Annotated in this window: 17 protein-coding genes and 1 pseudogene; 8 read left to right on the top strand and 10 right to left on the bottom strand. The window is 70.1% G+C overall.

The window, feature by feature from the left end; translation table 11 throughout:
- Positions 1 to 195 precede the first annotated feature (195 nt).
- The 8 genes from GXP74_RS13745 to GXP74_RS13710 form a co-directional block, all read right to left on the bottom strand.
- Positions 196 to 1248: a UDP-N-acetylmuramate dehydrogenase gene (locus GXP74_RS13745; RefSeq protein WP_182451777.1), complete on the bottom strand. Its 1053-nt coding sequence runs from the start codon at positions 1246 to 1248 to the stop codon at positions 196 to 198.
- A gap of 12 nt (positions 1249 to 1260) precedes the next feature.
- Positions 1261 to 2298 carry a serine hydrolase gene (locus tag GXP74_RS13740; protein WP_225447912.1) on the bottom strand — a complete coding sequence of 346 codons (1038 nt, stop codon included), beginning with the start codon at positions 2296 to 2298 and terminating at the stop codon, positions 1261 to 1263.
- Complete coding sequence (locus tag GXP74_RS13735; RefSeq protein WP_182451776.1) at positions 2295 to 3608, bottom strand: UDP-N-acetylglucosamine 1-carboxyvinyltransferase; 1314 nt, start codon at positions 3606 to 3608, stop codon at positions 2295 to 2297. The genes GXP74_RS13740 and GXP74_RS13735 overlap by 4 nt, the downstream gene beginning before the upstream one ends.
- A 2-nt stretch (positions 3609 to 3610) precedes the next feature.
- A complete protein-coding gene (locus GXP74_RS13730; protein WP_182451775.1) occupies positions 3611 to 4351 on the bottom strand; it encodes a hypothetical protein in 741 nt (246 codons plus the stop codon).
- Between the two features lie 225 nt (positions 4352 to 4576).
- Positions 4577 to 5884: a helix-turn-helix transcriptional regulator gene (locus tag GXP74_RS13725; protein ID WP_182451774.1), complete on the bottom strand. Its 1308-nt coding sequence runs from the start codon at positions 5882 to 5884 to the stop codon at positions 4577 to 4579.
- A gap of 145 nt (positions 5885 to 6029) precedes the next feature.
- Complete coding sequence (locus GXP74_RS13720; RefSeq protein ID WP_182451773.1) at positions 6030 to 6434, bottom strand: hypothetical protein; 405 nt, start codon at positions 6432 to 6434, stop codon at positions 6030 to 6032.
- Positions 6435 to 6501: 67 nt separating this feature from the next.
- Positions 6502 to 7110: a TetR family transcriptional regulator gene (locus GXP74_RS13715; protein WP_225447911.1), complete on the bottom strand. Its 609-nt coding sequence runs from the start codon at positions 7108 to 7110 to the stop codon at positions 6502 to 6504.
- Between the two features lie 125 nt (positions 7111 to 7235).
- Positions 7236 to 7451 carry a hypothetical protein gene (locus tag GXP74_RS13710; RefSeq protein ID WP_182451772.1) on the bottom strand — a complete coding sequence of 72 codons (216 nt, stop codon included), beginning with the start codon at positions 7449 to 7451 and terminating at the stop codon, positions 7236 to 7238.
- 211 nt (positions 7452 to 7662) lie between these two features.
- On the opposite strand from GXP74_RS13710, the pseudogene GXP74_RS13705 reads away from it, so the two are divergent.
- The 7 genes and pseudogenes from GXP74_RS13705 to GXP74_RS13675 all read left to right on the top strand — a co-directional run.
- Positions 7663 to 9849: pseudogene (locus GXP74_RS13705) on the top strand (PHP domain-containing protein); the annotation flags it as partial.
- Between the two features lie 115 nt (positions 9850 to 9964).
- Positions 9965 to 11422: a site-specific integrase gene (locus GXP74_RS13700; RefSeq protein WP_225447910.1), complete on the top strand. Its 1458-nt coding sequence runs from the start codon at positions 9965 to 9967 to the stop codon at positions 11420 to 11422.
- Between the two features lie 32 nt (positions 11423 to 11454).
- Positions 11455 to 13359, top strand: a complete 1905-nt coding sequence (locus GXP74_RS13695) for a hypothetical protein (RefSeq protein WP_182451769.1) — start codon at positions 11455 to 11457, stop codon at positions 13357 to 13359.
- Positions 13356 to 15713: a hypothetical protein gene (locus GXP74_RS13690; RefSeq protein ID WP_182451768.1), complete on the top strand. Its 2358-nt coding sequence runs from the start codon at positions 13356 to 13358 to the stop codon at positions 15711 to 15713. The genes GXP74_RS13695 and GXP74_RS13690 overlap by 4 nt, the downstream gene beginning before the upstream one ends.
- Complete coding sequence (locus tag GXP74_RS13685) at positions 15713 to 16111, top strand: hypothetical protein (protein ID WP_182451767.1); 399 nt, start codon at positions 15713 to 15715, stop codon at positions 16109 to 16111. Before GXP74_RS13690 ends, GXP74_RS13685 begins: the two co-directional genes overlap by 1 nt.
- Positions 16112 to 16520: 409 nt before the next feature.
- Complete coding sequence (locus GXP74_RS13680) at positions 16521 to 19976, top strand: DNA polymerase III subunit alpha (RefSeq protein WP_182451766.1); 3456 nt, start codon at positions 16521 to 16523, stop codon at positions 19974 to 19976.
- The gene (locus GXP74_RS13675; protein WP_182451765.1) at positions 19973 to 21013 is read left to right on the top strand and encodes an ImpB/MucB/SamB family protein; all 1041 of its coding nucleotides are present in this window, start codon (positions 19973 to 19975) and stop codon (positions 21011 to 21013) included. The genes GXP74_RS13680 and GXP74_RS13675 overlap by 4 nt, the downstream gene beginning before the upstream one ends.
- Positions 21014 to 21150: 137 nt before the next feature.
- Here GXP74_RS13675 and GXP74_RS13670 read toward each other — a convergent pair whose 3' ends face one another.
- A complete protein-coding gene (locus GXP74_RS13670; RefSeq protein WP_255528234.1) occupies positions 21151 to 22563 on the bottom strand; it encodes a LamG-like jellyroll fold domain-containing protein in 1413 nt (470 codons plus the stop codon).
- Between the two features lie 10 nt (positions 22564 to 22573).
- On the opposite strand from GXP74_RS13670, the gene GXP74_RS13665 reads away from it, so the two are divergent.
- Positions 22574 to 22825: a hypothetical protein gene (locus GXP74_RS13665; RefSeq protein WP_182451763.1), complete on the top strand. Its 252-nt coding sequence runs from the start codon at positions 22574 to 22576 to the stop codon at positions 22823 to 22825.
- A 579-nt stretch (positions 22826 to 23404) separates the two neighbouring features.
- Here GXP74_RS13665 and GXP74_RS13660 read toward each other — a convergent pair.
- Positions 23405 to 24634 carry a DUF2252 domain-containing protein gene (locus GXP74_RS13660; RefSeq protein WP_370468418.1) on the bottom strand — a complete coding sequence of 410 codons (1230 nt, stop codon included), beginning with the start codon at positions 24632 to 24634 and terminating at the stop codon, positions 23405 to 23407.
- Positions 24635 to 24686 lie beyond the last annotated feature (52 nt).

Below are 24686 nucleotides of genomic sequence, written 5' to 3'. Positions count from 1 at the left end.
CGGCCCGGGGAACTCGCTGGCGGATGAGAGTCAGTGCCATGCCGAGACTCCGCGGCGGTTCAGCCACCCGGCTACCGTTCGGCTCGTACGCCAGTGGCGGCGAGGTGACAGGAGCCGGTACCGGTCTCGATGTCGACAATGGCCGCGCCCAGGCAGGGGCAGTCCGGGCCTGAGCCGATGGGGCAACCGCGATGATCAGCCGTCTGTTGTGTCCGGCCAGATACCGATGGCGACGGGCTCGGGGCGAAGGTTCACCCCGGTCGCGGTCTTCACACGGTCGGAGAGCAGGGTGAGCGCCCGGGTGAAGCCAGTGGCCGTGACCCGACTGTGGGCGGTGAGGGTCAGGGCCCGCTGGTTCGAGCACCGGACGCCGTCGGTGACCTCCTCGCCCGGATGGCAGCCGACGTGTTCCAGCAGCCAGCCCGCACTGGCCCGCAGTTGTCCGTCGCTGTCGTGGTGGACGGGGCATCCGGCGGCCGACCAGCGGGCGGCCTGATCGGCGGTTACGGGTGGGTTGAGGAACACGGAGCCGACCTGTCGGGCATCCGGGCCGTTGCGGTCCAGGAGGAGGCCGCGGCGGTACCGGTTGGCCAGGACCGCACCCGCCACCTCGGGTACCGGTGGCCGAGTGCCGATCGGGACACCGAGTTCGTCCGCCAAAGGCCGGTAGGTGACCGGGGCGGCGCGTTTGGCTCGGATGAGGTGGAAGGTGACGTTGAGGATGGTCCAGTACCCAGGGCTGCCCTTGAAGCGGCTGCCGCGATGCCGCAGGCGGCATGCCTCGGCGGGCAGGGTCCGCAGGCGGCCCGTCTTCCAGTCCCAGACGGTGAGGCGGTCGAGGGCGTCGGAGATCTGCTGACCGTATGCTCCGGCGTTCTGGACCGGGGCGGCGCCGACCGTGCCGGGTATCCCGGCCAGGCACTCCATTCCGGCCAGGTCCTCGGCGGCTGCCCACCGGACCAGGTCACTGAGAGGATGGCCGGCCTGCACGGTGACCTCGACGGTGCTCCGGTCGACCCGGGTCGCGGTGATGCCCCGGGTGTTCATCACGACGACGGTGCCGAGGTGTCCTGCGTCGGAGGCGATGACATTGCTTCCGTGGCCCAGCACCACGGGTGCCTCCTCGCCCCTGAGGTCGATGGTCCGGATGGCGTCGGTCCAGTCGGCGGGGTCGGAGACGGTGATGATGTGCCCGGCGGGGCCTCCGAGCCGGAGCGTGGTCAGGGACGCGAGCGTGCAGTGGGCCACGGCAGGTCCTCCCTAGGGTTCGTCGGTGATCGCTTTGAGTGCGAGGGCCCGCAGTGGGGCGAGCCGAGTCCGGTTGTCCTGGTGGTGGTAGACGGCGTTGGTGCAGATGGCCAGGTAGCGGCCGGTGCCGGGGTGGAGGTAGAGGCTGGTTCCGGTGAAACCGTGGTGGTAGGCGACGTGGGCCTCGTCGGCGAGGATCCAAGCCAGCCCCCGTTCCAGGCCGGGCTCGATCACGGCGTGGGACACCATGCTCTGGGTCAGCCAACGGCCGAGCGGCGAGCCTTCGCGGTGCCCGCGCAGGAGGGCGGACGCGTAAGTGGCGAGGTCGGCCGGTGTGGAGAAGACCCCGGCGTGTCCGGCAACGCCTCCCAGCAGAGCGGCGTTGTCGTCGTGCGGCAGACCCCACAGCCTTGGGGCACCGGGGAAGCGCTGTTCGGTGGGTGCGACGTGGACAGCGCGGGCTACCGGGCCGTACTGCGTGGCGGGCATGCCCAGGCCGTGCCACAGGTCGGCGGCGAGCTCGTCCAGGCGCCGGCCGGTGACCTGGGCGAGGAGGAGCCCGGCGAGGATGAAGCCGCGGTTGATGTAGCGGTGCCCGGCGCCGGGTGTGGCGATCAGGCCCTCTCGGCAGATGAGTTCCGCCAGGTCGGTGCCCGTGCCACGGTACTGGTCGAGGCGGGTGTCGGCGCGCAGCCCGGACGTGTGGGCAAGGATCTGCCGTACTGTCACCTGCCCGCCCGGGGCGTCGTCCGGAAGGCGGTGCAGGAGTTCCCGGACGGGGGCGTCCAGGTCGAGCGACTGCAGGCTGCCGATCAGCGGCCAGGTGGCCAGCACTTTGGTCAGTGAGGCGACGTCGTAGACGGTGCCGGGGCCGGGACGGGCCTCGCCGCATTCGGGGGCGACGACACCGGACGTCAGGAAGCCGGGGGCGCTGTCGTAGGTGCCGTGGGCGACGACACCGCCGGGCACCGTGCTGTCGGCGGTCATCAGGTCGAGGCAGTCCTGCAGTTCGGTGAGTGCGGGCTGGGTCCACGGCAGGGTGGTGATCACGGCGTCTCCAGGTCACTGATCGTCAGTTCGGCACCGAGCGAGGCGAGTTTGCGCAGCAGGCTGCTGTATCCGCGCCTCAGGTGGTACATCCCTCGGATCGTAGAGGTGCCCTCGGCCGCCAAGGCGGCGATCAGGAGGGCGGTGACGGCCCGGATGTCCTCGCCTGCCACGTCGGTGGCGGCGAGCGGGGACGGGCCCCGGACGGTGATGACCGGACCGTCGGCGTTGACGACGGCGCCGAAGGCCCGCAGCGGACCGAGGTGGGTCCCGCGCTCGGTGTAGATCCGCTCCTCGACCCGTGAAGTCCCGGAAGCCTGGGTGAGGAAGGCCGTGAGCTGCGGCTGGACGTCGGTCGGGAATCCCGGGTGCGGGCCGGTCGCCACCTGGACCGGCCTCGGGCCAGCCGGGCAGCGGATGGTGGTCCCACCTCCCACGGAGGTGACTTCGATCCCGGCGTCGGCGAAGACCGCGAGCAAGCCGTCCGGAAAACTTCCCAGTGGGAAGCGGCCGAGGTGGACGAGGCCACCGGTGATCGCGCCGGCCAGGCCCAGAGTGGCTGCCTCCAGGCGGTCCGGCGGCACCGGGAAGGTGCCGCCGGTGACGCGGTCGGTGCCGGTGACCCACAGCGCGGCGGTGCCCTCCCACTCGATGCCGACCCCGCCGGCCGCCAGCAGCTCGGCGGTGACCCTCACCTCGGGCTCGACGCTGGGGTTCAGGATGCTGGAGGTGCCCCTGAGGCGGGCGGCCAGCAGCATCCCGGTCACCGTTGCCCCCAGGCTCGGTCCCCACTTCGCGGTGGCGGCATCGGTGCTGAACGGCCGCCGGTTCCCGCTGGACAGATGGGCACGGATCCGACCCGGGGTGATCTCGACGTCCGCTCCGGCGGCTTCCATCGCGGCCAGGTGCCGGTCGATGAGGCGGTGGCAGAAGGCGTCCCCGCCCGGGGTCGGGAAGGTCACCTCCCCGGCGCGGGTCAGCAGGGCGGCGGCCATGACCGCGGTGGTGCGGATACGGCGGCCCAGGGTGTCAGGGATGACCGGGCGGCGGATGTCGCCGGGGGCGGTCTCGAACAGGTCGCCGGTGACCTTGGCCGGGGTACCGGTGCGGTTCAGGATCTCCGCGCAGACCCCGGTGTCCACGATCTCCGGCGCCCCGGTGAGGGTCAGCGGCTCGTCGGCGAGCTGGGCTGCGGCGTACAGGTGCAGGGCGATGTTCTTGCTGCCCTGCACCTGTACGGTGCCGATCAGCGCTGTGCCGCCGGTGATGCGCACGGCACGGTTGTCGGTGTGCGGCGTGGTGGTGTCGCTCATGGTCACCTTCCCTGGCTTCCGGCCGGGAAGAAGCCCCCGATCTGGGTCTTCGGGTAGAGCACCGTGTGCGCGCCGATGAGCGTGGCGGGCTGCAGGACAGTGCCGGCCGGGATGATCACGCCGTCCCCGATCACGGCGCCGAACTTGGTCTGGCCGGTACCGATCCGGTGGCCGTCGAGGTGGGCACTGACCTCGTCGGTGGCGGGTTCGGTGACGGGTCCGGAAGTGACCCGCAGCCCGGTGGTGGACACGAACGCGCCGATGTTGACGCCCAGTCCCAGGACGGAGTCCCCGACGAAGGAGGTGTGCTTCATGAAGACGTCGCCCAGCAGCAGGCTCCGGGTGACCTCGGCGCCGAAACCGATCCGGCAGCCCGGGCCGATGACGCAGGTGTCCCGAACCCGGGCACCAGCCTCGATACGTGCGCCGGGGCAGACCAGGACGGGGCCGGTGACGTGGGCGCCCTCGGCGATGACGGCTCCGGCAGCGACGATGACGTCGCCGCGGACGCTCGCGCCCGGCTCGATGAGTCCCTCGGTCGCGGGCAGGGTGGTGTCGAGGCGGCCGAACAGCAGGTCGGACATGGCCTTCTTGATGCCGAAGACGGTCGGGCAGCGGCTCAGCAAGCACAGCAGAAGCGGGTCGTGGACCTGCTCGATGTCGAAGAAGTACTCGGGCGCGGTGCGGTGGTCGATACGCGCCAACCCGGTGCTGAGGGTCGGCACTTCGGTCAGATGGTGCATGGCGGTTCTCCCTTCGAGCGGCGAAGAAGAGGTGGTGCCGGGACTGTGTGCGAGGCCGGTACGGCGTGACGCCGGGCGGGCGGGCGAAAGGCACGCAGGCAGGAGGTGCTGTGCGTCGGCCTGGAAGGGCCTCCGGCAGCAGGAGCGGGGGCTCTGTCCCAAGTGAAAGGCTGTAGCGAAGATCAGATCCGTATGCCGGTTACGGGCCCGCAAGCGCGTTACGGGTCAGGCGAGCCGGACGCCGGAGCGGGTGGCGAAGTCTCGGATACCCGGCAGGGTCCGGTCGTGGCGCAGGAGCCCGGTAGCGATCTGGCGGGCGGCTGAGCGTCGGATCTCCTGCGGGGCGGCCTGCTCGGCGGCCAACAGCGCGCGGAAGCACGGCTCGGGCTTGCCCCACTGCTCGAACGCGCGGGCCACGTCGATGAAGAAGCGGGCCTGACGCTCGGCGGTCGGCAGGGAAGCCGGGTCGATGCTGCGAGCCAGGTCGATCGCCTGCCCGGCATCGCCCAGCTCGTAGTGCACCGACAGCAGGTGCAGGTCGACCCCCTGGACGCTGTCGGTCTCCCCCGATGCGTGGGCGGTGCCAGCGGCCTCGCGGATCAGTGCGTGGGCGTAGGCGCGGTCACCCAACTTCGCGGCCGTATAGGCAGCCGTCGCGTACAGGTCTCCCTGGGCGGCCAGGCGGGAGGGCTCCGGAGCGCTGTCGTCGTGCTGGAGCTCGTGGGCGGCACGGACCGAGATATCGGTGGCGCGGCCCAGATGGCCTTGACGCCGCCAGGCGCTGGAGACCATCCGCTGGGCCTCGGCGATGACCAGCGCGTCGCCGCCCGTGCGGGCGGCGGTCAGCGCGCGGTCGGAGGTGATGGCGACCAGGCCGTTGTCACCGACCTTGATGCAGAGCCGGGCCGCGATGTCGTAGAGCTCCGCTGCCGAGTTCGCCGCCTGCTCGGTGCTGCCGACGCTCTGGGCTGCCACGATCCAGCCGGGCAGGGCCTGGGCGAGGGCATCGTACCGGGCAGCACGGAAGTCCCGTCGGGCCGCTGCGATCGAGGCACGGACGGCCTCGATGCTCGGCTCCCGCTGAGTCGGGAGGCGGGCAGTGCCGTACAGGACGAGGTCTTCCAACGGGGCCAGCGGCGTCGTACCCGCCTGCGCGGACTGAGCACCGACGGACCGCGGGGCGAAGACAGTGGCGGCCGCGGCGGCCAGGAGTTCGCGGCGACGCACTTCCTCGTCATCCTCCTCGACGGCGTGATTGCCCGTCAGCCTAGCGGAGCTGACCTTCCGTCGAGGCGAAGCGGACACAGCGGCGGGCTGTGCGTGCGCGAGTAACTCGTCGAGCGTCGTCCCGAGGACCTTCGTGAGCAGGCTCAACATCTCGATCTTCCGAACCGGGATCACGTCCCGCTCGACCCCGGAGACCCACTCCTCGCTGCGGTCGACCTCTGCGGCCAGATCGCGCTGGTACCAGCCCTTGCGCCCCCGCAACTTGGCGATGAACTCGCCGAACGTGATGCCCTCGTCCCCCGCCACGGCCTCCGCCTCTGCCGCCCGTATCCAAACCGCTACAGCAGGCAACCGTACGCCGGTGACGTGAGCCAGACCTTTTGCAAGGCCGCGTGATCGGGGGTCATTCCGCCGACAGACCCAGCGCCGGCCCCCGCAGAGCCCGGCAAGGTCACTCCAGGGGGCCTCGGGCTTGGACGTCGAGGAGGGTGACGCAGAGGGTTGAGGCGGGGTGGTGTCGGGTGGCGGGCTGGGGGAAGGCCAGTTCGGCGCCGGGGACGCCGTCGCAGCGGGCCGGGTCGCTGCCCAGGAGGACCCGCAGGACCTCGAAGCGGGCGGCGTGGTCGCGGCAGTCCACCATCCGCAGGGTCCTCGGGCCGAGGTGGCGGGCGGAGTGGTGGCTGTGGGCGGCGCAGGCGCCGGTCACCGCCAGGGTGGACGCGACGGGCGGGACGGCGGCGCGGCGGGCGCCCGCGTACTCGGCGGCCGAGGTCAGCAGGGCGCACGCGGCCAGGCCGAGCGCCATCAGGACGGTCGCCCGGTACACCGTCCAGGTGCCGCGCTCGGGTGCGGCCATCGGTTCACCCCCGCTCCGGTGGGACCTACCAAGTGTGCGGCCACCGGGCCGCACACGCGCGGCGATGTCAGGGCGTCCGGCGTGTCGCGAGGTCGAACAGCGTCCAGATCTCGTCCGCGTAGGCGTCGACGTCCAGGCCGGGGCGGGTCTCCAGGAGCATCGGCAGGCCCTCCACGCTGCGCTGCACCACCGAGGCCATCACCAGCGGGTCGAAGTCGCGGAACTCCCCGGCCGCCTGCCCCTCCCGCAGCAGCTTCTCGATCGGCGACAGCACCGGCTCCTGGTCGGTCGGGTCGAACGGCAGCGCGCCGCTGGTGAACACCGCCAGCAGCGCCTTCATCCGGCTGCGGCGGGTGCCGGTGAACTCGGCGCTGGCCCGCAGGTACGCCCGCAGCGCGCCCCGGGCGGTGGCCTCCCCGGCCATCCGCTCGCCGACGAAGCCGCCGAGCTCGGCCAGGATCGCGCCGACCACCTCGTCGATCAACTCCTGCTTGTCCTTGAAGTGGTAGGAGATCAGCCGGGTGCTGGACAGCTTCGCGTGCTCGGCGATCCGGGCGAAGGTGGCCGCGCCGAAGCCGTGCTCGGCGATGGTCTCGATCGCGGCGTCGATGATCTGCGCGCGCCGCGCGGCGGCGGTGAAGGACAGCCGCTCCCCGCGCTCCTCGGTTACTCCCATGAGTAAATTCTCCCGGGCGCCCGACCGGAAGGGCAAGGGCCGCAGATCAGCGCGGGTTCGGCAGCGGATTCGGCAGCGGATTCAGCAGCCGGTTCGGCAGCGGATTCAGCGGCCGGTCCGGGGGCTCAGCTGAGGCTCCACTCCTCCGGGCCGCCGCCGGTCCAGGAGACCGTCGCCGGGTCGTCCAGGTCGGCGTCGACCAGCCCGGCACGGCGGCAGAACTCGTCGACGTCCGCCGGTTCGTAGGCGCGGCCGACCTCGCGGCCGAGGATCATCACCCGGCGGTAGGGCCGCTCGTCGGCCACCAGCGGGCCGACCACCACGGGTGCGGTGCTGTCCATGTCTCCAGCCTGCGACCTGGAGCCCCGCCCCGCCTCCCGGGCGTGGACCACCGCCCGCGCGGATGGTTCACTACTACCCTCACCATCGAATATATGTTCGAACAATGACGTAGGCTGGAGGGACTTAAAGGGATATGTCGGGCATCCGATCGGAAGGGAGGAGAGAGGTGCTGGTGTGTTTACGCATCTGCAGGTCGCCTCCGGCTACTCCATGCGCTTCGGCGCCTCCCACCCGGACGCCCTGGTACGCCGGGCGGCCGAGTCCGGGATGGAGGCGCTGGCGCTGACCGACCGCGACACCGTGTCGGGCGTGGTGCGGTTCGCGAAGGCCTGCCTGCGGGACGGGGTGCGGCCGGTCTTCGGCGCGGACCTGGCCGTCGCCGCCTTCGAACACAACCCCGAACAGAACATCGGACGGAGCATCGAACAGAACCCCCGCCAGCACCACAGCCAGCACCCCGGTCAGGACTCCGACCGGAACCGTGACACCGCCCCGCGCCGCTCGCCGGTGCGCGGCGGGGCGTTCGTGGACGAGTCCGCGCCCCGGGTCACCCTGCTGGCGCGGGACCGCACCGGCTGGGCGGCGTTGTGCCGCCTGCTCACCGCCGCCCACGCCGACCCGCGCTCCCGCAGGCCGCTGCTCACCTGGACGGCCCTGGAGGCCGCGTTCGAACAGGACGGGCTCGCGTCCGGCGGCCTGACCGTGCTGCTCGGCCCCGACTCCGAGCCGCTGCGGGCCCTGGCCGCCGGACGCCCGGACCGCGCCACCGCCCTGCTCGCGCCGTGGCGGGAGCTGTTCGGGGACCGGCTGCGGCTGGCCGCCGTCGCCCACCACCAGGGCGACGCCGGTCCCGGCTCGCTGCGCCTGGCCGCCCGTACCGTCGGCCTCGCGGCGGAGCTGGGGATCGAGGCGGTGCTGGGCAACGCCGTCCGCTACGCCGACCGCGCCCAGGCCCCGGTCGCCGACGTACTGGACGCCGCCCGCCGCCTGGTGCCGATCGACGAGCGGCACCGCGACCGGGGCGAGCGCTGGCTCAAGCCCGAGGCCGCCATGGCGCGGATCGCGGAGCGGATCGCCGCGGCCGCCGGACAGGAGCGCGGGGGCGCCGCCCGGCTGCTCGCGGCGACCGAGCGCACCGCGCTGGAGTGCCGCCTCGACCCCCGGGCCGACCTGGGCCTGGGCGAGACCCACCTGCCCGAGCCGGAGCAGGTGGGCGCGAAGCACCGGCCGCCGCACCGGGTGCTGCGCTCGCGCATGGTCGCGGCCATGCTCCAGCGCGGCTACCAGCAGGACCGCGGCACCTGGGAGCGGCTGGAGAACGAGCTGGAGATCATCCGGGACCGGGGCTTCGAGACGTACTTCCTCACCGTGGCGGCGGTGGTCGACGACGCCCGGCGGCTGGGCATCAGGACCGCCGCCCGGGGGTCCTCGGCCGGGTCGCTGGTGGTGCACCTGCTGGGGATCGCCACCGCCAACCCGATCGAGCACGGCCTGCTGATGGAACGTTTCCTCTCCCGCCACCGCCGGGCGCTGCCGGACATCGACATCGACGTGGAGTCCGCCCGTCGGCTGGAGGTCTACCAGGCCGCGTTCACCCGTTTCGGCGCCGAGCGGACAGCGGCGGTGGCGATGCCGGAGACCTACCGGGTCCGGCACGCGATCCGCGACGCCGGGGCAGCGCTGGGCATCGACCCGGACGAGACCGGGCGACTGGCGAAGGCGTTCCCGCACATCCGCGCCCGCGACGTGCGCTCGGCCATGGCCGAACTCCCCGAACTGCGCGCGGTGGCCGCCGACGCCGACCGCTACGGACGGCTGTGGGAGCTGGTCGAGGGCCTGGACGCGCTGCCGCGCGGCATCGCGATGCACCCCTGCGGGGTCATCCTGTCCGACGCCACCCTGCTGGACCGCACCCCGGTCATGCCCACCCCGGGCGAGAACCTGCCGATGAGCTTCTTCGACAAGGAGGACGTGGAGGACCTGGGCCTGCTCAAACTGGACATCCTGGGTGTGCGGATGCAGTCCGCGATGGCGTACGCGGTCACCGAGATCGCCCGCACCACCGGCGACCGGATCGACCTGGACGACCCCGCCCAGCTCCCGCCCGGGGACCCGGCCACCTTCGAACTGATCCGCAGCTCGCAGACGCTGGGCTGCTTCCAGATCGAGTCACCGGGCCAGCGCGAGCTGATCGGGCGGCTGCAACCGGAGACCTTCCACGACCTGGTCGTGGACATCAGCCTGTTCCGCCCGGGGCCGGTCGCGGCCGACATGATCAGCCCCTTCATCGCCGCCCGGCACGGCAGGCAGCGTCCCCGCTACCCGCACGACAAGCTGGTCCCGGCCCTGCGGGAGACCCTGGGCGTGGTGGTCTTCAACGAGCAGGTCATGCAGATCTACGGTTATGCCCATGTCGGGTGGATGTCTCATGGCTTGGGGCTGGGGTCCCTGGCCTCCCCGGCGGGCCGTTAGCGTGTACGGGCTCCAGGTGTCTCAAGGGAACGGCAGCACAGTGGACTACTTCTTCGCATCGCCGGACAAGGTCCGTCGGTACTTCGAGCCGATACCGGGCGTCGATCTTGATGCCTGGGCGTACGTCACCAGACCCGGCGCTGTACCGGAGGGCACGCCGTTCTTCCTGGACGGGGGGATGCGGCCCTCTGAGCCGTTGTCGTCGTTCTTCCGCGAGGAGGCGAAGACCCTGGAGATCTCGTCGCTGCGGGACTACACGTACGACCTGCTGGACGTGGTCGACTTCCTGATGGGTCTGGATCCTGCGGAGGATCTGCTCTCGGCCGGCGAGGACGATCTGGTGGCCTATCGTGACGATCGCACCCTGCACCAGGAAGAGCCGCTCAGCCCGGCTACCTGGAGGCGGCGGCGTGTGGCGATCAACAATTTCTACACCTGGGCCCTCGAGACGGGGGAGGTCGAGCGCCGGCCCTACCACCGACGCAAGAACGGCCGGGACGTGCTGGCATGGGGCTCGGTGTCCCAACTCGACGTCCGGCACCTGACGTTCGACCAGTGGCGATGCCTCAAGGACATCGGCCTGCGCGGTCTGCTTCCCGACGGCGGGGTGGATCCCGCTTTTCTGGGGAAGGACCCGCTGCGGAACAGTTGCGCGGCCGAGTTGGCCATCAGCACGGGTATGCGGCTGCGGGAGTTCAGCTGCCTGTTGGATATCGAGGTCGGCGTTCCGCGCCGGGACGGCTCCGCTCAGCTGGTAGACCTGGAGTCGATTGCTAAGTACAAGCAGCCGCGGACGGTCGAGATCCAGGACGCCACGCTGCGTGAAATCGACCTCTACCGCCGCAGTGAGCGTGCGAGCGCCGTGCGGCGGGCTGCCAGGGGACTGTCCCGGCGCAGGGAGGACCTATTCGTCGTCACCGATATCGACACTGCCCGGATGAAACTGAGCGGCGTCCTTCATGGCCGCCGCCGCACCTTCAAGGTCAGGCTGATGGACGCGCCGCTGCGGCGGATCACGGTGTTCGAGGGTGATGACGGCTTGGAGTCGATGGCCCTGTTCGTGGGTCGGCACGGCCAGATGCTCGGGCGCCAACGCTGGGAACAGGTCTTCGGTGCCGCTCAGGACCGCTGCGCTGCCTTGATCGCGGCTCACGATCTGAAGCTGGAAATGCCGCGCACCATCCGGATCCACGACCTGAGGCACACTTTCGCGATCTTTATGCTCGAACTGCTCACCCAGCTTGTCCTGGAGCAGGCTGCGAAGGAGATACGCGACGGGGGTGGGAGCCCGGCCCACTTGGGGGAGCACCTGGCCCGCAACGCGTTCCTGCGCGTGCAGCAACTCCTTGGGCACCGACGCCCGGAGTCGACAATGCGTTACCTGCGTTACATCCGCAGGACGAATCTCCTGGTCGCCCAGGCGATCAAGGCGTGGAACGACCAGGACACCACGTTCGCCGACTATGCGGCCCGTGAGGCCGGAAGGGCGGTGGCCTGATGCCGCGCCGAGGACAGCGCCAGCCGCGCCCCGTGGTGCGCTCCACGCCCCCGGCGCCGTCGCCAGGGGCAATCGGAATCCGCGCCAGGACGGAGTTCTCGCGCGAGCGCCAGAAGGTGCTGCGGATCGACCCGGCCGACTACCAGTGCCCGGCCTTGGCGGGACAGCTCGCGGATGCCTGGCTCGACTACGCCGACAAGAACGCCGTCAAGAGCAGTGTCCACCAGCGCGCGGCCGTGGTGAGTCTGTGCACGTTCGCTGGTCCGCATCTGGCCTCGTTGGGCCACGACCCGGCCGATGCGCGGCTGGACAGTGCGGACTTGGACCTGGCAGAGGTCGTCTATGCGTGGGAACAGCAGCTCTCCGCCGGGTACGCCCCTCAGTCCAACGAGCCCTACCGACTGGCGAATACGCTGCTCAACATCTTGGACCACGCCGCTCAGCGCGATGCAAGGATCCCCGAACGGCTGCGCGAGCGGGCGCGGGACCGCACCGTTCTGCGCAAGCGCACCGCGCAGGTGCTTGACGAGTACTCCAACTCTGAGCGGCTGGCCCTGCGCGAGGCCGCGATGGAGGACATCCGGGCGATGGAGAAGCGTCTGGCGGCTGGCCGGCTGCTGCTGGAGGCCGGTCGGGATCCGCGAGAGAAGGGGTGGCTGACCGTTCCGCAACTGCTGTGGGCGGCCCGCAATGGAACCCTCACCACTGCGAGCCTGTACGAGTACCTGCCAGAACACGCCCAGCATTGGCCGGCCGAACTGCGGGAGTTGCGGCCCGCGGAGAGGGGTCCCTTCGCCGGGCGCCGGGGTCTGGCCGTGGGTGTCTGCCGGATGCTGTTCCCCAGCGAGATCGACCTGCACCCCTTCAGGGTCCTGCTGCTGCTGTCGATGACCGACTGCACCTCCGAGGAACTGCACGGCCTGCGTGTTCCGGAGATCGAGTTCAGTGCCCAGGGCGCGCGCATCGTCCAGACCAAGAATCGGGCCAGCCGCGTCCGCGCCGACTTCCACCTCACCGAACCCGAGGCTGATCCCCAAGGAGATGAGGGAGCGGGGGAGAAGGCGTTCTTCGAGGGCGGCGGTCAGTGGGACGTTCCCGGGCTGCTGCGGCGTCTGGTGGCAGCCAACGAGCTGACCCGCCAAGTGTTCGACTGCAAGCCGTGGCTGTTCACAGCCGTCGAACTCACCGGGAAAGGAGTGCCACAGGCCGAGCTCGGGTACCTCAACGTCTCCGGACGCCGCTTCACCGACTGGATAGCCGCCCACGGCGAGATGGACATCAGCCAACCGCACGACGCCAGGCGGCTACGCAAAACCGCCAAGACCACCCGTGTCGCTGCCCTGGGCGGGACGCTGTCCGATCTGGCGGGCGACGACCACCACATCCAGGTGTTCGCCGGCCACTACGCACACGGCACGACCGCCCACACCTTGGCCGCTCGCGCGGTCAACTCGGCACAGCGCAAGGTCTTCGACAGGATCACCACAAAGCCCATCCTGGTGGACCCTGACGCGGAGGCGCATCTGAGTGATCCGGAGACCGCCGACGCGCTGGGCATTACCGTCCAGCAGGGGCGGGCCTTGATGGACGGGGAACTCGACATGGGTCTGACCAACTGTCGTGAGCCGACAGACTCGCCGTTCACCGGACCCGGCAAGCCCTGCCATGTGGCGCCGGCGATGTGCATGGTCTGCCCCAACGCGGTGATCTTCACCTCCCAGCTCCCCAGACTGCTGCTGTTCGCCGACCATGTCGAGCGGATGCGGGAGCGCTTGACGCCCCCGGTGTGGCAGCTCCACTGGGGTCAGAAGGCCCAGGCTCTGGCCGAGTTGTTCGAAGAGTGCGCCGAGCACATCCCCGCCGCCCGCGAGCAGATCGCCGCCGGAGCCGTTGACCTCGACCTGCCGTTGGGCATGCGAACGGAGTACGACCGATGAATGCCCGCGCCAAGACCTCCGACCAGCCGTCCTCACTGCATTTCCGCGATGACGAGGAAGTGTATGCCTCGGCGCCGGGCCGTCTGCCCGGTGTCGCCGACGAGGTGTTCGGCAGAACCGACGCCTGGCCGGCGGACTGCCTGCACCGTCCCGCCAACCGCGCCCGCGCCAACTGGAAGTGCGTCTTTCCCGCCGATCCCCAGTGGAATCTCACTATCCGCGAGCTGGCCTTCGCCATGCTCAACCCCACCCACCGGGCCCTGCGAGAGGCCGGACTGTTCGTCCAGATCCAGCGGTGGTCCCCGACCACCGTCATCTCCGTCTGCCGCCAACTGGCCCTGCTCGCCCGCTGGGCACGGCGCGAGGGCCTGCCTGCCGACCTCAGTCGCTGGCGACAGGAGGATTGGCAGGCATTCATCGACGCACGGGCCCTAACCGCTCAACCGAGCAGCGTGCGGATATACGTCGACATGGTGATGTACCTGGTCGACCTCGCACCCGTGCTGAGCGCGGTGACCGGCCATCTCGAGGACCCGTGGCCCGGCCTGACCTCCAGTCAGGTAGCCGACTTCACCAAGGCGCAGGGCCTGACCACCCCTGCTATAGACCCCGCCACCTGGTGGCCGCTGCTTCGGGCCGCCTGGGCCTACGTGGACCGGATCGGTCCGCAGACCCTGGAGCGACGTGAGCAGGAAGCACAGATGCCGCCGGTCACCGGTGCCCCCCGATCCAACGTCGACACGATGCTGGAGGAATGGCTCGCCGAGAACGCGGTCCCCCTGAGCGATCGTTCCCGGGCGGGCCAGTCGGCGCCGAGCCCGCCCTGGACGGTCATCAGCCTGGCGGTCACCGGCAGCAACGCCTGCATCTTCTCCGCGAATGGCTCAGGCAAGCAGGTCGCGGCCGCCCGCAGGGCCAAGGTCCAGGCCGCCATCGAACAAGGCCGCACGGTCACCGTCGCCCCCGGGACAGCCAGCCAGTTCCTCGGCGTGAACAAGGCGAGTTCCCGAGCCGCCCGAGGGAGGGCACGCGATGGGCTCCAGCAGGCTCTCGACGACCGGGTACGGGCGTGGCTTGCCGATCCCGCCAACCTGATCCCGGTCCACCCCGTCCCCTTCAAGAAGCAGCCCGCCGGCGAGCCGGTGTGGAACGTCCTGGACACCTACGTCCTGGGACACCAGCGCGTCGATCCCGCGTTCGGGCCGAACAAGACCACCGATACCCTGCGACGGCGCGAACTGGTCCGGGCCGTGGCCGACGACCCCGCCCGGCGCATTCTCTACGTCCGTGGCAGCGAGCTTCGGATGATCCGAGCGGCCTGCTACATCTTCATCGCCGCCCTGTCCGCGATGCGCGACAGCGAGGTCCAGGAGATCCGCCGCGGTGCCCTTACCGAGCACTACGGCGCCCCGGCGGTCGTCTCAACCCAGATCAAGAACGAACCGGGCCGACCGCGCAAACACTGGTGGATCATCGAACCCGTCGCCCAGGCCATTGCCCTCATCGAGCGATTGTCCTGGCACGAGACCCACGTCTTCTCCACCCTTACTCCCCGTGAGCACGACGATGCCGACACCGGCAAGGGCTTCGTACCTGCCATCGATATCGAACATTTCATTGACACGGTCAACCAAAATCATCCCGCACTTGGCCTGGAGCCCATCCCGGAGGGCCCGGTGCGACCGCATATGTTCCGAAAGACCATGTCGATCATCACCAGGATGGAACCCGATGGAGAGATCGCCAACGGTCTGCAGCTCAAGCATGCGGCCCGCCGCTCTCTGGCCAACGCGGTGACCGCCGCCTACGGTCAGGTCGACAAGCAGTGGGCGAAGGAGTTCAACCACGAACTTGAGACCGCTGCCGCTGAGCGCCTCGTCCACATGCTGGCGGCCCGTCGCGGCGGGCAGGCGGTGGCGCTCGGTCCCGGTGCCGCCCGCCTGCACGCAGGCCTCGACAAGGTCAATACCCGGCTGGAGGCGCGCGCGTTGAGGGCGAACACCGCCGACCACCGCTTGGAGGTGAGCCTGCTGCGGGACGAGTTCGCGGACCTCCACCTCGGCACGATCAACCACTGCCTGTGGAACCGGTCAACCGCCGAGTGCCAGAACGCTCTGCCCGCGGCCCAGCGCGGCAACGCGCCCCTGCTCGGTGCCTGCGAGCCGGCCCGCTGCCGCAACTCCGTCCTGACGATCGGCCACGCGCCGATCTGGCAACTGGAGGAGAAGGACCTCACCGAGCGCCTCAAGTCGAAGCTGCCCGCCGTCCGCCGGCAACTGGTCGAGGCCCGTCTCGCGGAGGTCCGCACGGTCACCACCCGACTCAACGAGCTCACTCAGGAAGGCACCGCCTGATGCCAGTATCTGCCGTCACCGAGGCCAAACTGCGCGAGGCCATGGCCCGGCTCCTCGCCGGGGCGCCGATACGCACCGACGGTGCCCTCACCAAGGAGAACCTCGCCCGCGAAGCCGGCGTGAGCCACGCCACCGTCCACCGGGCCCAGGGCGTCCTCGCCGAGTGGGACGCCCACGTGGCCAAGCCTGTGCTGCGGACTCCCGGCGAGGTCCAACGGGACGAGGAGATCGCCAGACTCCGACGACAGCTGCGAGAGGCCAAGCAAGACGTCACGGCGCTCCAGAACAAGCTCGACGCCGTCGCCACCGTGACCGCCAACCTGTACCACGAGAACCAGGCACTCAAGCCCGACCGGGCCCGCCGCGGAAGCAACCACATCGCAGCCCTGCCGACCTGAGCCCGAAACGGCCCATCCACCGAACTCTCGGACTCGACTCCTGCACCGTCGTGAGCACGAGCCGTCGCGAACGATGCCTTCGGTCGTTACTAAGAGTTACCTCAGTCTCTCGTTGCCCGGCGGGGCGACGGCTACCTCGAACAGTAGCCGCGCTGCTCTTCCCGAGGCAATGAAAGCCATCATCACGGTAGACGCAGATCGCAGCGGGGTAGTTGTCCCAACTCCTTGACCAGGTCACGTAAGTGACGGGCGGGTGCCTGTTCCGGGCATCGCTTCGGGCGGGCACGATGTGGCTCACGCGTTCGAATCTGGTCGCTGACCAGGAGTGATGGGGCTAGAATAATCGAACGCGTGTACGATAAATGGATCGGTATCTGGTTGAACCGGGACGGAGTGACGGAGGTGCGGCATGACGGGCTACTCCCACCTGCACGTCGCGTCCGGTTACTCCGTGCGCTACGGCGCCGCCCAACCCGAGCACCTCGTCCGGCGAGCGGCCGAGTACGGCATGGCGGCACTCGCACTCACTGACCGTGACACGGTCACCGGTACCGTGCGGTTCGCGCAGGCCTGCGCGAAAGCCGGAGTCCGGCCGATCTTCGGTATCGATCTGGCGGTGGAGGCCCTTGCGCCGCCTCCCGCGGTGCAGCGCCGCCGCGCCCCGGCGCGCGGCGGCGCCCATGTCGTCGAGCCGCCGCTGCGTTTCGTGCTGCTCGCGCAGGACCGGGTCGGATGGGCCCGGCTGTGCCGAATCACGTCGGCCGCGCACGCGGGTACGGCAAGCGGCGCGGCACCGGTGGTCGTGCCCTGGGAAGCACTGCGAGAGCACGGCGGCCCTGGTCTGACTGTGTTGCTCGGACCGCTATCGGAGCCGGTGCGGGCGCTGGCTGTCGGCCGGGAGGACGTCGCGGTGAAGCTGCTGGCGCCGTGGCAGGAGATCTTCGGTGACGAGGTCCGGCTGGAGACCGTCGTGCATCAGCGCTCCGGCACGGGGCCGGCATCGCTTCGCCTGGCCGCCCGTACGCTGGCGCTGGCTGACCGCACCCGTACCACTGCCGTGCTCTCCAACGCCGTCCGCTACGCCGACCCCGACCAGCACCGCCTCGCCGACGTCCTGGACGCGGCCCGGCTGCTGCGGCCCATCGACCGGCGCCGCCTGGACAGCGGGCAGCGCTGGCTCAAGGACGAGCGGGCGATGGCGGACATCGCGCAGATGATCGCCGAATGCGCCGGAGCGGACGACCAGCGGGCTCGCCGTCTACTGGCGGACACCGCCGCCACAGCGGCTGCGTCCACCGTCGACCCTGCGGCGGATCTCGGGCTCGGCGCGCCGCACTTCCCGGAACCGGACCTGTTCGGCGCCGAGCCCGGAGCGCGCGGTGCGGCACAGTTGCTGCGCCGGCAGAGCGAGGCCGGCCTGGCCCGGCGGGGCCTGGACCGGGACCGGGCCGCGCTCGCCCGGCTGGAAGAGGAACTCGATGTGATCTCCACGCTGAACTACGACTCGTACTTCCTCGCCGTCGGCCAGGTCGTGGCCGACATCCGGGAGCTCGGCATCCGGGTCGCGGCCCGTGGCTCAAGCGCGGGATCGATGGTCTGCCATGCGCTGGGCATCGCCACCGCCAACCCGCTCGACCACCGCCTGCTCTTCGAACGCTTCCTGAGCGTGCGCCGGGCATCACTGCCCGACATCGACATCGACGTGGAATCCGCCCGCAGGCTGGAGTGCTACGACGCGATCTTCAACCGGTTCGGGACCGAGCGGGTCGCGGTCACTGCCATGCCCGAGACCTACCGTGCCCGCCGGGCCCTGCGGGACACCGGCCTCGCGCTGGGGATTGCACCGGCCGACGTCGACCGGATCGCCAAGAGCTTCCCGCACCTACGGGCATCGGACATCACCAGCGCACTTGCCGAACTGCCCGAGCTGCGTCAGCTGGCCTCCGAGGCGGAACGGTACGGGCCGTTGTGGGAACTCGCCGAGGGCCTCGACTCCCTGGTCCATGGCATGGCCATGCACCCCTGCGGGGTGGTCATCAGCGACGCGACACTCCTGGACCGGCTGCCCGTGCAGCCCACCCCCCAAGGCCGCTACCCGATGGCCATGGCGGCCAAGGAGGAGATCGAGGCCCTCGGCAACATCAAACTGGACGTCCTGGGCGTGCGGATGCAGTCCGCGATGGCCCACGCGGTAACCGAGATCGAACGGGTGACCAGCAACCGCATCGACCTGGACGACCAGCGACAGGTGCCGCTCGACGACGTCTTCGCGTTCAAGCTCATCCAGGAGAGCCAGACTCTGGGTCTGTTCCAGCTCGAATCACCGGGCCAACAGGACCTCCTGTCGCGGCTCCAGCCCCGCGACCCGCAAGACGTCATCGCCGACATCAGCCTCTTCCGGCCCGGCCCGGTCGCCGGAGGGATGCCCGAGCGATACATCGCCGCCCGCCACGGCGGCACCCCGGCATACGCCCACCCCGACCTCGAACCGGTGCTCGCCGATACCTACGGAGTGACCATCTGGCACGAGCAGATCATCGAGACACTGACGGTACTGACCGGTTGCGACCGCTCGCTGGCCGAGATCGCCCGGCGGGCACTCGGCGACAAGAACCGGCTGCCAAGGATCAAGGACTGGTTCCACCACCAGGCGACCGCTCGCGGCTACAGCCCCGCGGTCAGGGACGACGTGTGGAGGACCGTCGAGGCTTTCGGAGCGTACGGATTTTGCCGAGCACACGCGGTCGCCTTCGCCGTACCAGCCCTGCAGAGCGCCTGGCTCAAAGCGCACTACCCGGCGTTCCTGCTCGCCGGCCTGCTCGAGCACGACCCCGGCATGTGGCCCAAGCGCGTCCTGGTCGCCGACGCACGCCGACGCGGTGTCCCGGTCCTGTCCGTCGACGTGAACCGCTCCAAAGCCACGCACACCGTGGAGCAGTCCGATGGAGAACAGTGGAGCGTACGGCTCGCGCTGTCCGCGGTGCGTGGCATCAGCGAGGAGGAGTGCGCGCGCATCGAAGCCGGGCAGCCGTACGGATCGCTGTCGGACTTCTGGCAGCGGGCCCGTCCCAGCAGACCGGTCGCCGAACGTCTCGCGGAGATCGGCGCCCTGGGCCCACTCCATGACGGACGCCTCACGCGACGCGATCTGCTGCTGCAGATAACCGAACTCCACCGGCAGTCGCGTACGCGGTCCGCAGGCAAGGGCCAGTTGCCCATCGACGCGGGCGCCATCGGAGGAGCTGAGCCGAGCGGCCTGCCGGACATGACCGGACGCGAAGCCCTGAGCGCGGAGCTGAACACCCTGGGCATCGACGTCTCCAAGCACCTGATGGAGCATCATCACCGGCTGCTCCGGGAGATCGGCGCGACCGACGCGGACCATCTGGCCGGAATCGACGCAGGCCAGCAGGTCCTGGTCGCCGGGGTACGGGCCTCCACCCAGACCCCGCCGATCGCCAGCGGCAAGCGCATCATCTTCGTCACTTTGGAGGACGGATCAGGCCTGGTCGACCTGGCCTTCTTCGAGGACTCCCACCCGGCCTGCGCGTACACGGTCTTCCACAGCGGTCTGCTGCTGGTCCGCGGCACGGTCCAGGTCCGCGGCACCCGCCGCACCGTCGTCGGCACCATGGCCTGGGACCTGGACCTGCTCGCTGCCGGCCGCCGCGACGACGGCCCCGAAGCCGCTCTCGCCCTGCTCGGCGCCGACCATCCGCAACGGACCCCCGCGCAGCCGCAGCGCACCCTGCCCAACGGCACGACAGGAGCCCGGCTGCACCCGTACGCCGACCTCCAGCCCGCCGGCAGCCGCGTCGCTGACCTACGGAAACTCGGCCACCGCAGCCCCGGCAGCGCAGGATGACCACGCGCCGGCGCCACATCGCCCACCTCCACCTGCACACCGCACCGGACGAGGACCGCTACGACGACATCGTCACACTGATGTCCGGCATCACGCCCCACGTCCAGGCCCTGCCACCCAACGCCGTCCAGCTCGACCTGGCCTCCGCGCTCCGATACTTCGACCTGCCCCCGTACGACGTGCTCCAACTGGCACAACTCAGACTGATGGGCCTGTACGGCGTCGAAGGCAGCGCGGGACTCGCGGCCAACCGCATGCTGGCAACCATGGCCGCCGACGCATCCGCACCGGGACACACCACATGGGTCCCCGCCGAACAAGCCGCCGCGTGGCTGCGCCCCCGGCCGGTCACCGCGCTGCCCGGGATCGGCCGCGCTACCGCGACCACGCTCGGCAAATACGGCCTGCACACCATCGGCCAGATCGCCGACGTACCTGCCGCGACCCTCCAGCGACTCCTCGGAGCCACCTCCGCCCGACTGCTGGCCGAACGCGCCCAAGGCCGTGATCCCCGCCCGGTCACCCCACAGGAACCGGTGCCGTACATGGTTGCGGACCTCGTATGTGACCGGGACTGCCTCGACCCCATACAGCATCATCGAGCGGTCCTGGGGCTTGCCGACCAGATCGGTCAACGCCTGCGCGGTCAAGGCCAGGTCACCGGTCGACTCACTCTCACGGTGTACTACGCCGACCGTAGTTCCAGCACGCGCATGTGTTCGTTGCCGGAGCCCACCAACCACTCAGCCGCCCTCGTCGTGGCCGCCCTGGGCTTGCTGACCACACTCGGGCTGCAGCGGGCAAGAGTCCGCACCTTCCTGGTCCGTGCCGACGGCCTGCTGTCGGCCGACCGCGCTCACCGTCAACTGTCCCTGGACTCCGGTGATGACCGTGCCCGTGCCGCCGAAGCGGCCGCCGATCGGGCCCGGCGCCGTTTCGGTCCAGCAGCTGTATATCCCGCAGCCCTGGCCAATGAGGGTCCCGCAGTCCGCTCAGCAACGACCGGCAAAGCCAGCACGGCATCTGACCTGCCCTGACGCGGCTTCACCGACCCTGGGGGCGGGTCGGCGTTGGTGCGTAGATGGGAGGGCCCCGCAGCGGATGGCTGCGGGGCCCAGATGGTGGCTATTGGTGGGTCAGGAATTGGTGTAGAGGGCTTGGACCTGGGCGGCGGTCAGGGCGACGCCGGGGTAGGTGCGGACGTCGCTGATGTCTCCGTTGAAGTTTTGGTAGGGGGTGGTGGATCCGACGAGGGTGATGGCGCCGATAGTGAGTGGTCCGGCGGGGTTGTACTGGGGGTGGTGTTGATGCCGGTCGTGGTGGCGGCGACGCCGTTGACGTAGAGGGTCAGGGCGCCGGTCGTTGCGTCGTAGACGCCGGTCAGGTGGGTCCACTTCCCGGCGGTTGCGGTGGTCGTGGCGGTGGGGGTGTCCGTGGTGGTGCTCTGGAAGACCCAGCCGTTGCTGCCTGTGGTGTAGCCGAGATAGAAGGACTGGTGGTTGACGGTTCCCTGACCCAGGACTGTCTGGGTGCTGTCGAGGTTGTTGATCTTGGCCCAAGCGGAGACGGTGAAGCTGCCGGTGGTGTCGAAGGCGGGTCCGCTCGCGCGTTCGATGCTGGTGCTGCCGTCGAAGACGGTGGCGGCGTTGGCGGTTCTGGCGTGGTTGGCGGTGTAGGTGATGCTGCCGGAGGGGGTGGTCAGGTTGTCGAGGGCTGTATCGGATCCCGCCGCGGCCTGGGTGAGCAGCCATTGGTCGCAGCCGGGTGCGTCGGGGAAGCCGGTGTTGGTGAGCCACATGGCCACGCCGTCACTGCTGTGCATGACCAGGTTGCCCGAGGGGTGCAGAAGCAGGACGTCGCCGGGGTTGCCGCTGGTGCCGGTGTCCCACAGGTAGGTGTTCGGTGCTGCGGCCTTGGCTGTGGCGGCGTCCTTGTAGGCGGCGAGGTCGCCGTTGCTCTGCATGGTCAGGACGGCGTTGGGTGAGCCGGTGGTTCCCTTGGTGAACAGGGGGGTGCCGGCGCTGGTGACGACGAGTTGGCCGGCGTTGAAGGTGACGGTGGTGGCGCCGGTGCTCCAGCGGCTGCCGCTGGGGTAGGGAACGGAGTCGGAGGGGATGACCAGGGGCCCGTTCGGCGGTGCGTCGGCGTCGACCTGGGTGGGCGTCAGGGTCTTGCCCCAGGTTTCGACCTGTGACAGGGAGCCGTTGAAGTACTTGGAGGCGGTGGTGCCGGCCAGGGAGGCGCCGAGGACGAAGTCGCCGCGGAACAGGCTGGTGGCCACCGGTGTGTGGGGGTTGCTGTCGACGGGAACGCCATCGACGTACAGCGCTATGCGCTGGTCGGTCTGGTTGTAGGTGAGCGTGAGCTTGGTCCAGGCCCCGAGTTCGACCTCTCCGCCATGGGCGCAGTTCAGGCCGGGTGTGGTGCTGTTGTCGGCGGTGGCCATGCACAGGTACCACTGGCCGTCGGCGGCGTTGGGGTACAGGGTGATGCCGGGGGTGTTGGTGCCGGCCTGAGACAGGACGGTGCCGCCGTAGGCGTCGGGTTCGGCCCACAGGGTTGCGCTGAAGTCGCTGCTGAGGTTCAGCGTGGGGGCGGTGGTGGTGAGCTTCCCGCTGGTGCCGTTCAGGTTGACGTCGGGGCTGAACAGGTCACCGGTGGTCCAGGTCGCTCCGGCGTTTCCGGTCAGTGGCAGGGTGCCGCTGTCGTCGCCGGCCGGGGGGCCGGTGCTGCTGGTGTCGCCGCTGGCGCCGTCGTTCAGCGGCCAGTTGTGGGTGTCCGCGACCAGTGCGTCGCTGGTGGTGCTGGCGGTGTTGGTGCCGGTGGTGGTGAGGCTGGTGAACAGGTAGGCGGTGCTGGTGCCCGTGCTGCTGACGCCCCACAGGTCGGGGGTGCCGTCGCCGTTGATGTCGGCGGCCTGCAGGGTGGTGATCTTCTGGGCCGTGGTCGGGCCGCCCGCGAGCTGGTAGGCGGTGTAGGTGAGGTCGGGGGCGCCGGTGGTGGTGTCGGTCTCCTGGGCCAGGTTCTCCCACAGGTCCGTCGGGTGCTTTGGAGTTGATCGAAGGGCTTCTGGGGGGAGGGAACAACTCGAGATCGGGTGTCACCAGGGTTGCCCACTGGGCCCACGCCGGCGGGGGCGGTCAGATCCGAAGCACGTATACAGCACACATGAGGCTGAGAAATCGTCGGAACGGCGAGAACCGCTGAGAGTGATTTTCGCAGTTCAGGCGCCGCATCAGTCGCATTCCTGAAGGCCAGAGGCTTGATCGGGGAAGTCTCTGGCGGCGCCTCCTGATCGCGACCGGGATCGCCGACGTGGCGTTCGCGCGCGCGACGCGGACGGATGAATAGATGAGCCCTACACCATCCCCCATTCTCGGTCGGGCGTCGGGCGTCGGGCGTCGGGTGTCGGGTGCCGGGTGTCGGCGTCAGGAGGCGACGGGCAGACGGCCGTCGGCGATCGCCTGGGTGAAGGCGGCGTAGTCGTCGCGGGTCTGGCGGGCGTAGGCGAGGGCGAAGACGGCCATTCCGGTGTCGAAGGAGGTACCGCGGCCCAGGTAGGCGGCGATGGCGACGCGGTTTCCGGAGCGGGCGTGGCCGCGGGCCAGTGCCCGGCCGCAGAGCCCGGCGTACCTGTGCATCAGGCTGTCCGACATGCCCTGGACGGAGGCGGAGCCCTTCATATCGAGGAGCTGGCGCCAGTAGAAGTGCCGTCCGGTGGGTCCGGTGGACCAGCCGAGGAAGATGTCGCCGAAGGACTGGAGCAGCCGCTGCCCCTCGACCACGCGTTGCCCCTCGTGGGCTACGGGCACGTTCGTGTACGGGGCGAGGACCGATGGTTCGGCCTCCTTGGCCTGCAACAGGAAGAGCTCCCCGGCCGCGCGCCCCTGGAGCAGCAGGAGGAAGCACCGGGTGCCGACGCTGCCGACGCCGACGACCTTGCGGGCGGCGTCCACGATCCGGTACCGGTCCAGCAGTTGGGCCTGGGCGGGCGGCAGGCTGGCCCGGTAGTCCGCGAACACGTGCTCGACGAGCGCGCGTTCCTCGTCGTCGACCGGCTCGATCAGCGGGGGGTCGTGAATGAAGCGGGGCGTGTCGTCGGGCCCGGGACCGGTGAGTTTCGCGATGGCCTTGCCGCTGTCGGTGCTCCGCGCCCGGTCCAGGGTGCGGCGGAGCTGGGCGCGTTGCAGCGAGCTGTCGATCTCCTGGAGCAAGTCGTCGGCCGCTATGTGCTCGTACCAGACCGTGAGTTCGGGGGAGGTGGCGAGTTCGCGCAAATGGGTGCGGTAGCTGCGGGCGGCCTCCGCCGCTATGGCTCCGGCCGCGCTCGGCGGGGCGTCGTTGTCGTAGGCGGCCACCGCGAAGCTGGTGGCCAGCCGCTTGACGTCCCACTCGAAGGGGCCGGGCAGGGTCTCGTCGAAGTCGTCGAGGTCGAAGACCAGACGGCGCTCCGGGGAGGCGAAGAGCCCGAAGTTGGACAGGTGGGCGTCACCGGAGAGCTGCACGGTCAGGCCGGTGTTCGGCAGCTCGGCCAGGTCCGCGGCCATCACTGCGGGAGTGCCGCGGTAGAAGGTGGAAAGCGAGTCGGCCATCCGGGCGTAGCGGATCGGCATCAGCTCGGGGGTCCGCGGTTCGGCCTCCTGCTCCAGGATGTCCACAGGATTGCGCCGGTGCCGCGGCGGGGTCCAGCTTCCGTGTACCGAGCGGGGG

Source organism: Streptacidiphilus sp. P02-A3a (assembly GCF_014084105.1).
Taxonomy (GTDB): domain Bacteria; phylum Actinomycetota; class Actinomycetes; order Streptomycetales; family Streptomycetaceae; genus Streptacidiphilus.
The sequence above is the reverse complement of the archived record's forward strand: the minus strand, read 5'-3'. Positions and strand labels throughout refer to the sequence as shown.

Coding starts and splice junctions, on each gene's coding strand:
- GXP74_RS13735 (WP_182451776.1), bottom strand. CDS start 3,608: ATGAGCGACACCACCACGCCGCACACCGACAACCGTGCCGTGCGCATC.
- GXP74_RS13730 (WP_182451775.1), bottom strand. CDS start 4,351: ATGCACCATCTGACCGAAGTGCCGACCCTCAGCACCGGGTTGGCGCGT.
- GXP74_RS13720 (WP_182451773.1), bottom strand. CDS start 6,434: ATGGCCGCACCCGAGCGCGGCACCTGGACGGTGTACCGGGCGACCGTC.
- GXP74_RS13715 (WP_225447911.1), bottom strand. CDS start 7,110: ATGGGAGTAACCGAGGAGCGCGGGGAGCGGCTGTCCTTCACCGCCGCC.
- GXP74_RS13710 (WP_182451772.1), bottom strand. CDS start 7,451: ATGGACAGCACCGCACCCGTGGTGGTCGGCCCGCTGGTGGCCGACGAG.
- GXP74_RS13690 (WP_182451768.1), top strand. CDS start 13,356: ATGAATGCCCGCGCCAAGACCTCCGACCAGCCGTCCTCACTGCATTTC.
- GXP74_RS13685 (WP_182451767.1), top strand. CDS start 15,713: ATGCCAGTATCTGCCGTCACCGAGGCCAAACTGCGCGAGGCCATGGCC.
- GXP74_RS13680 (WP_182451766.1), top strand. CDS start 16,521: ATGACGGGCTACTCCCACCTGCACGTCGCGTCCGGTTACTCCGTGCGC.
- GXP74_RS13675 (WP_182451765.1), top strand. CDS start 19,973: ATGACCACGCGCCGGCGCCACATCGCCCACCTCCACCTGCACACCGCA.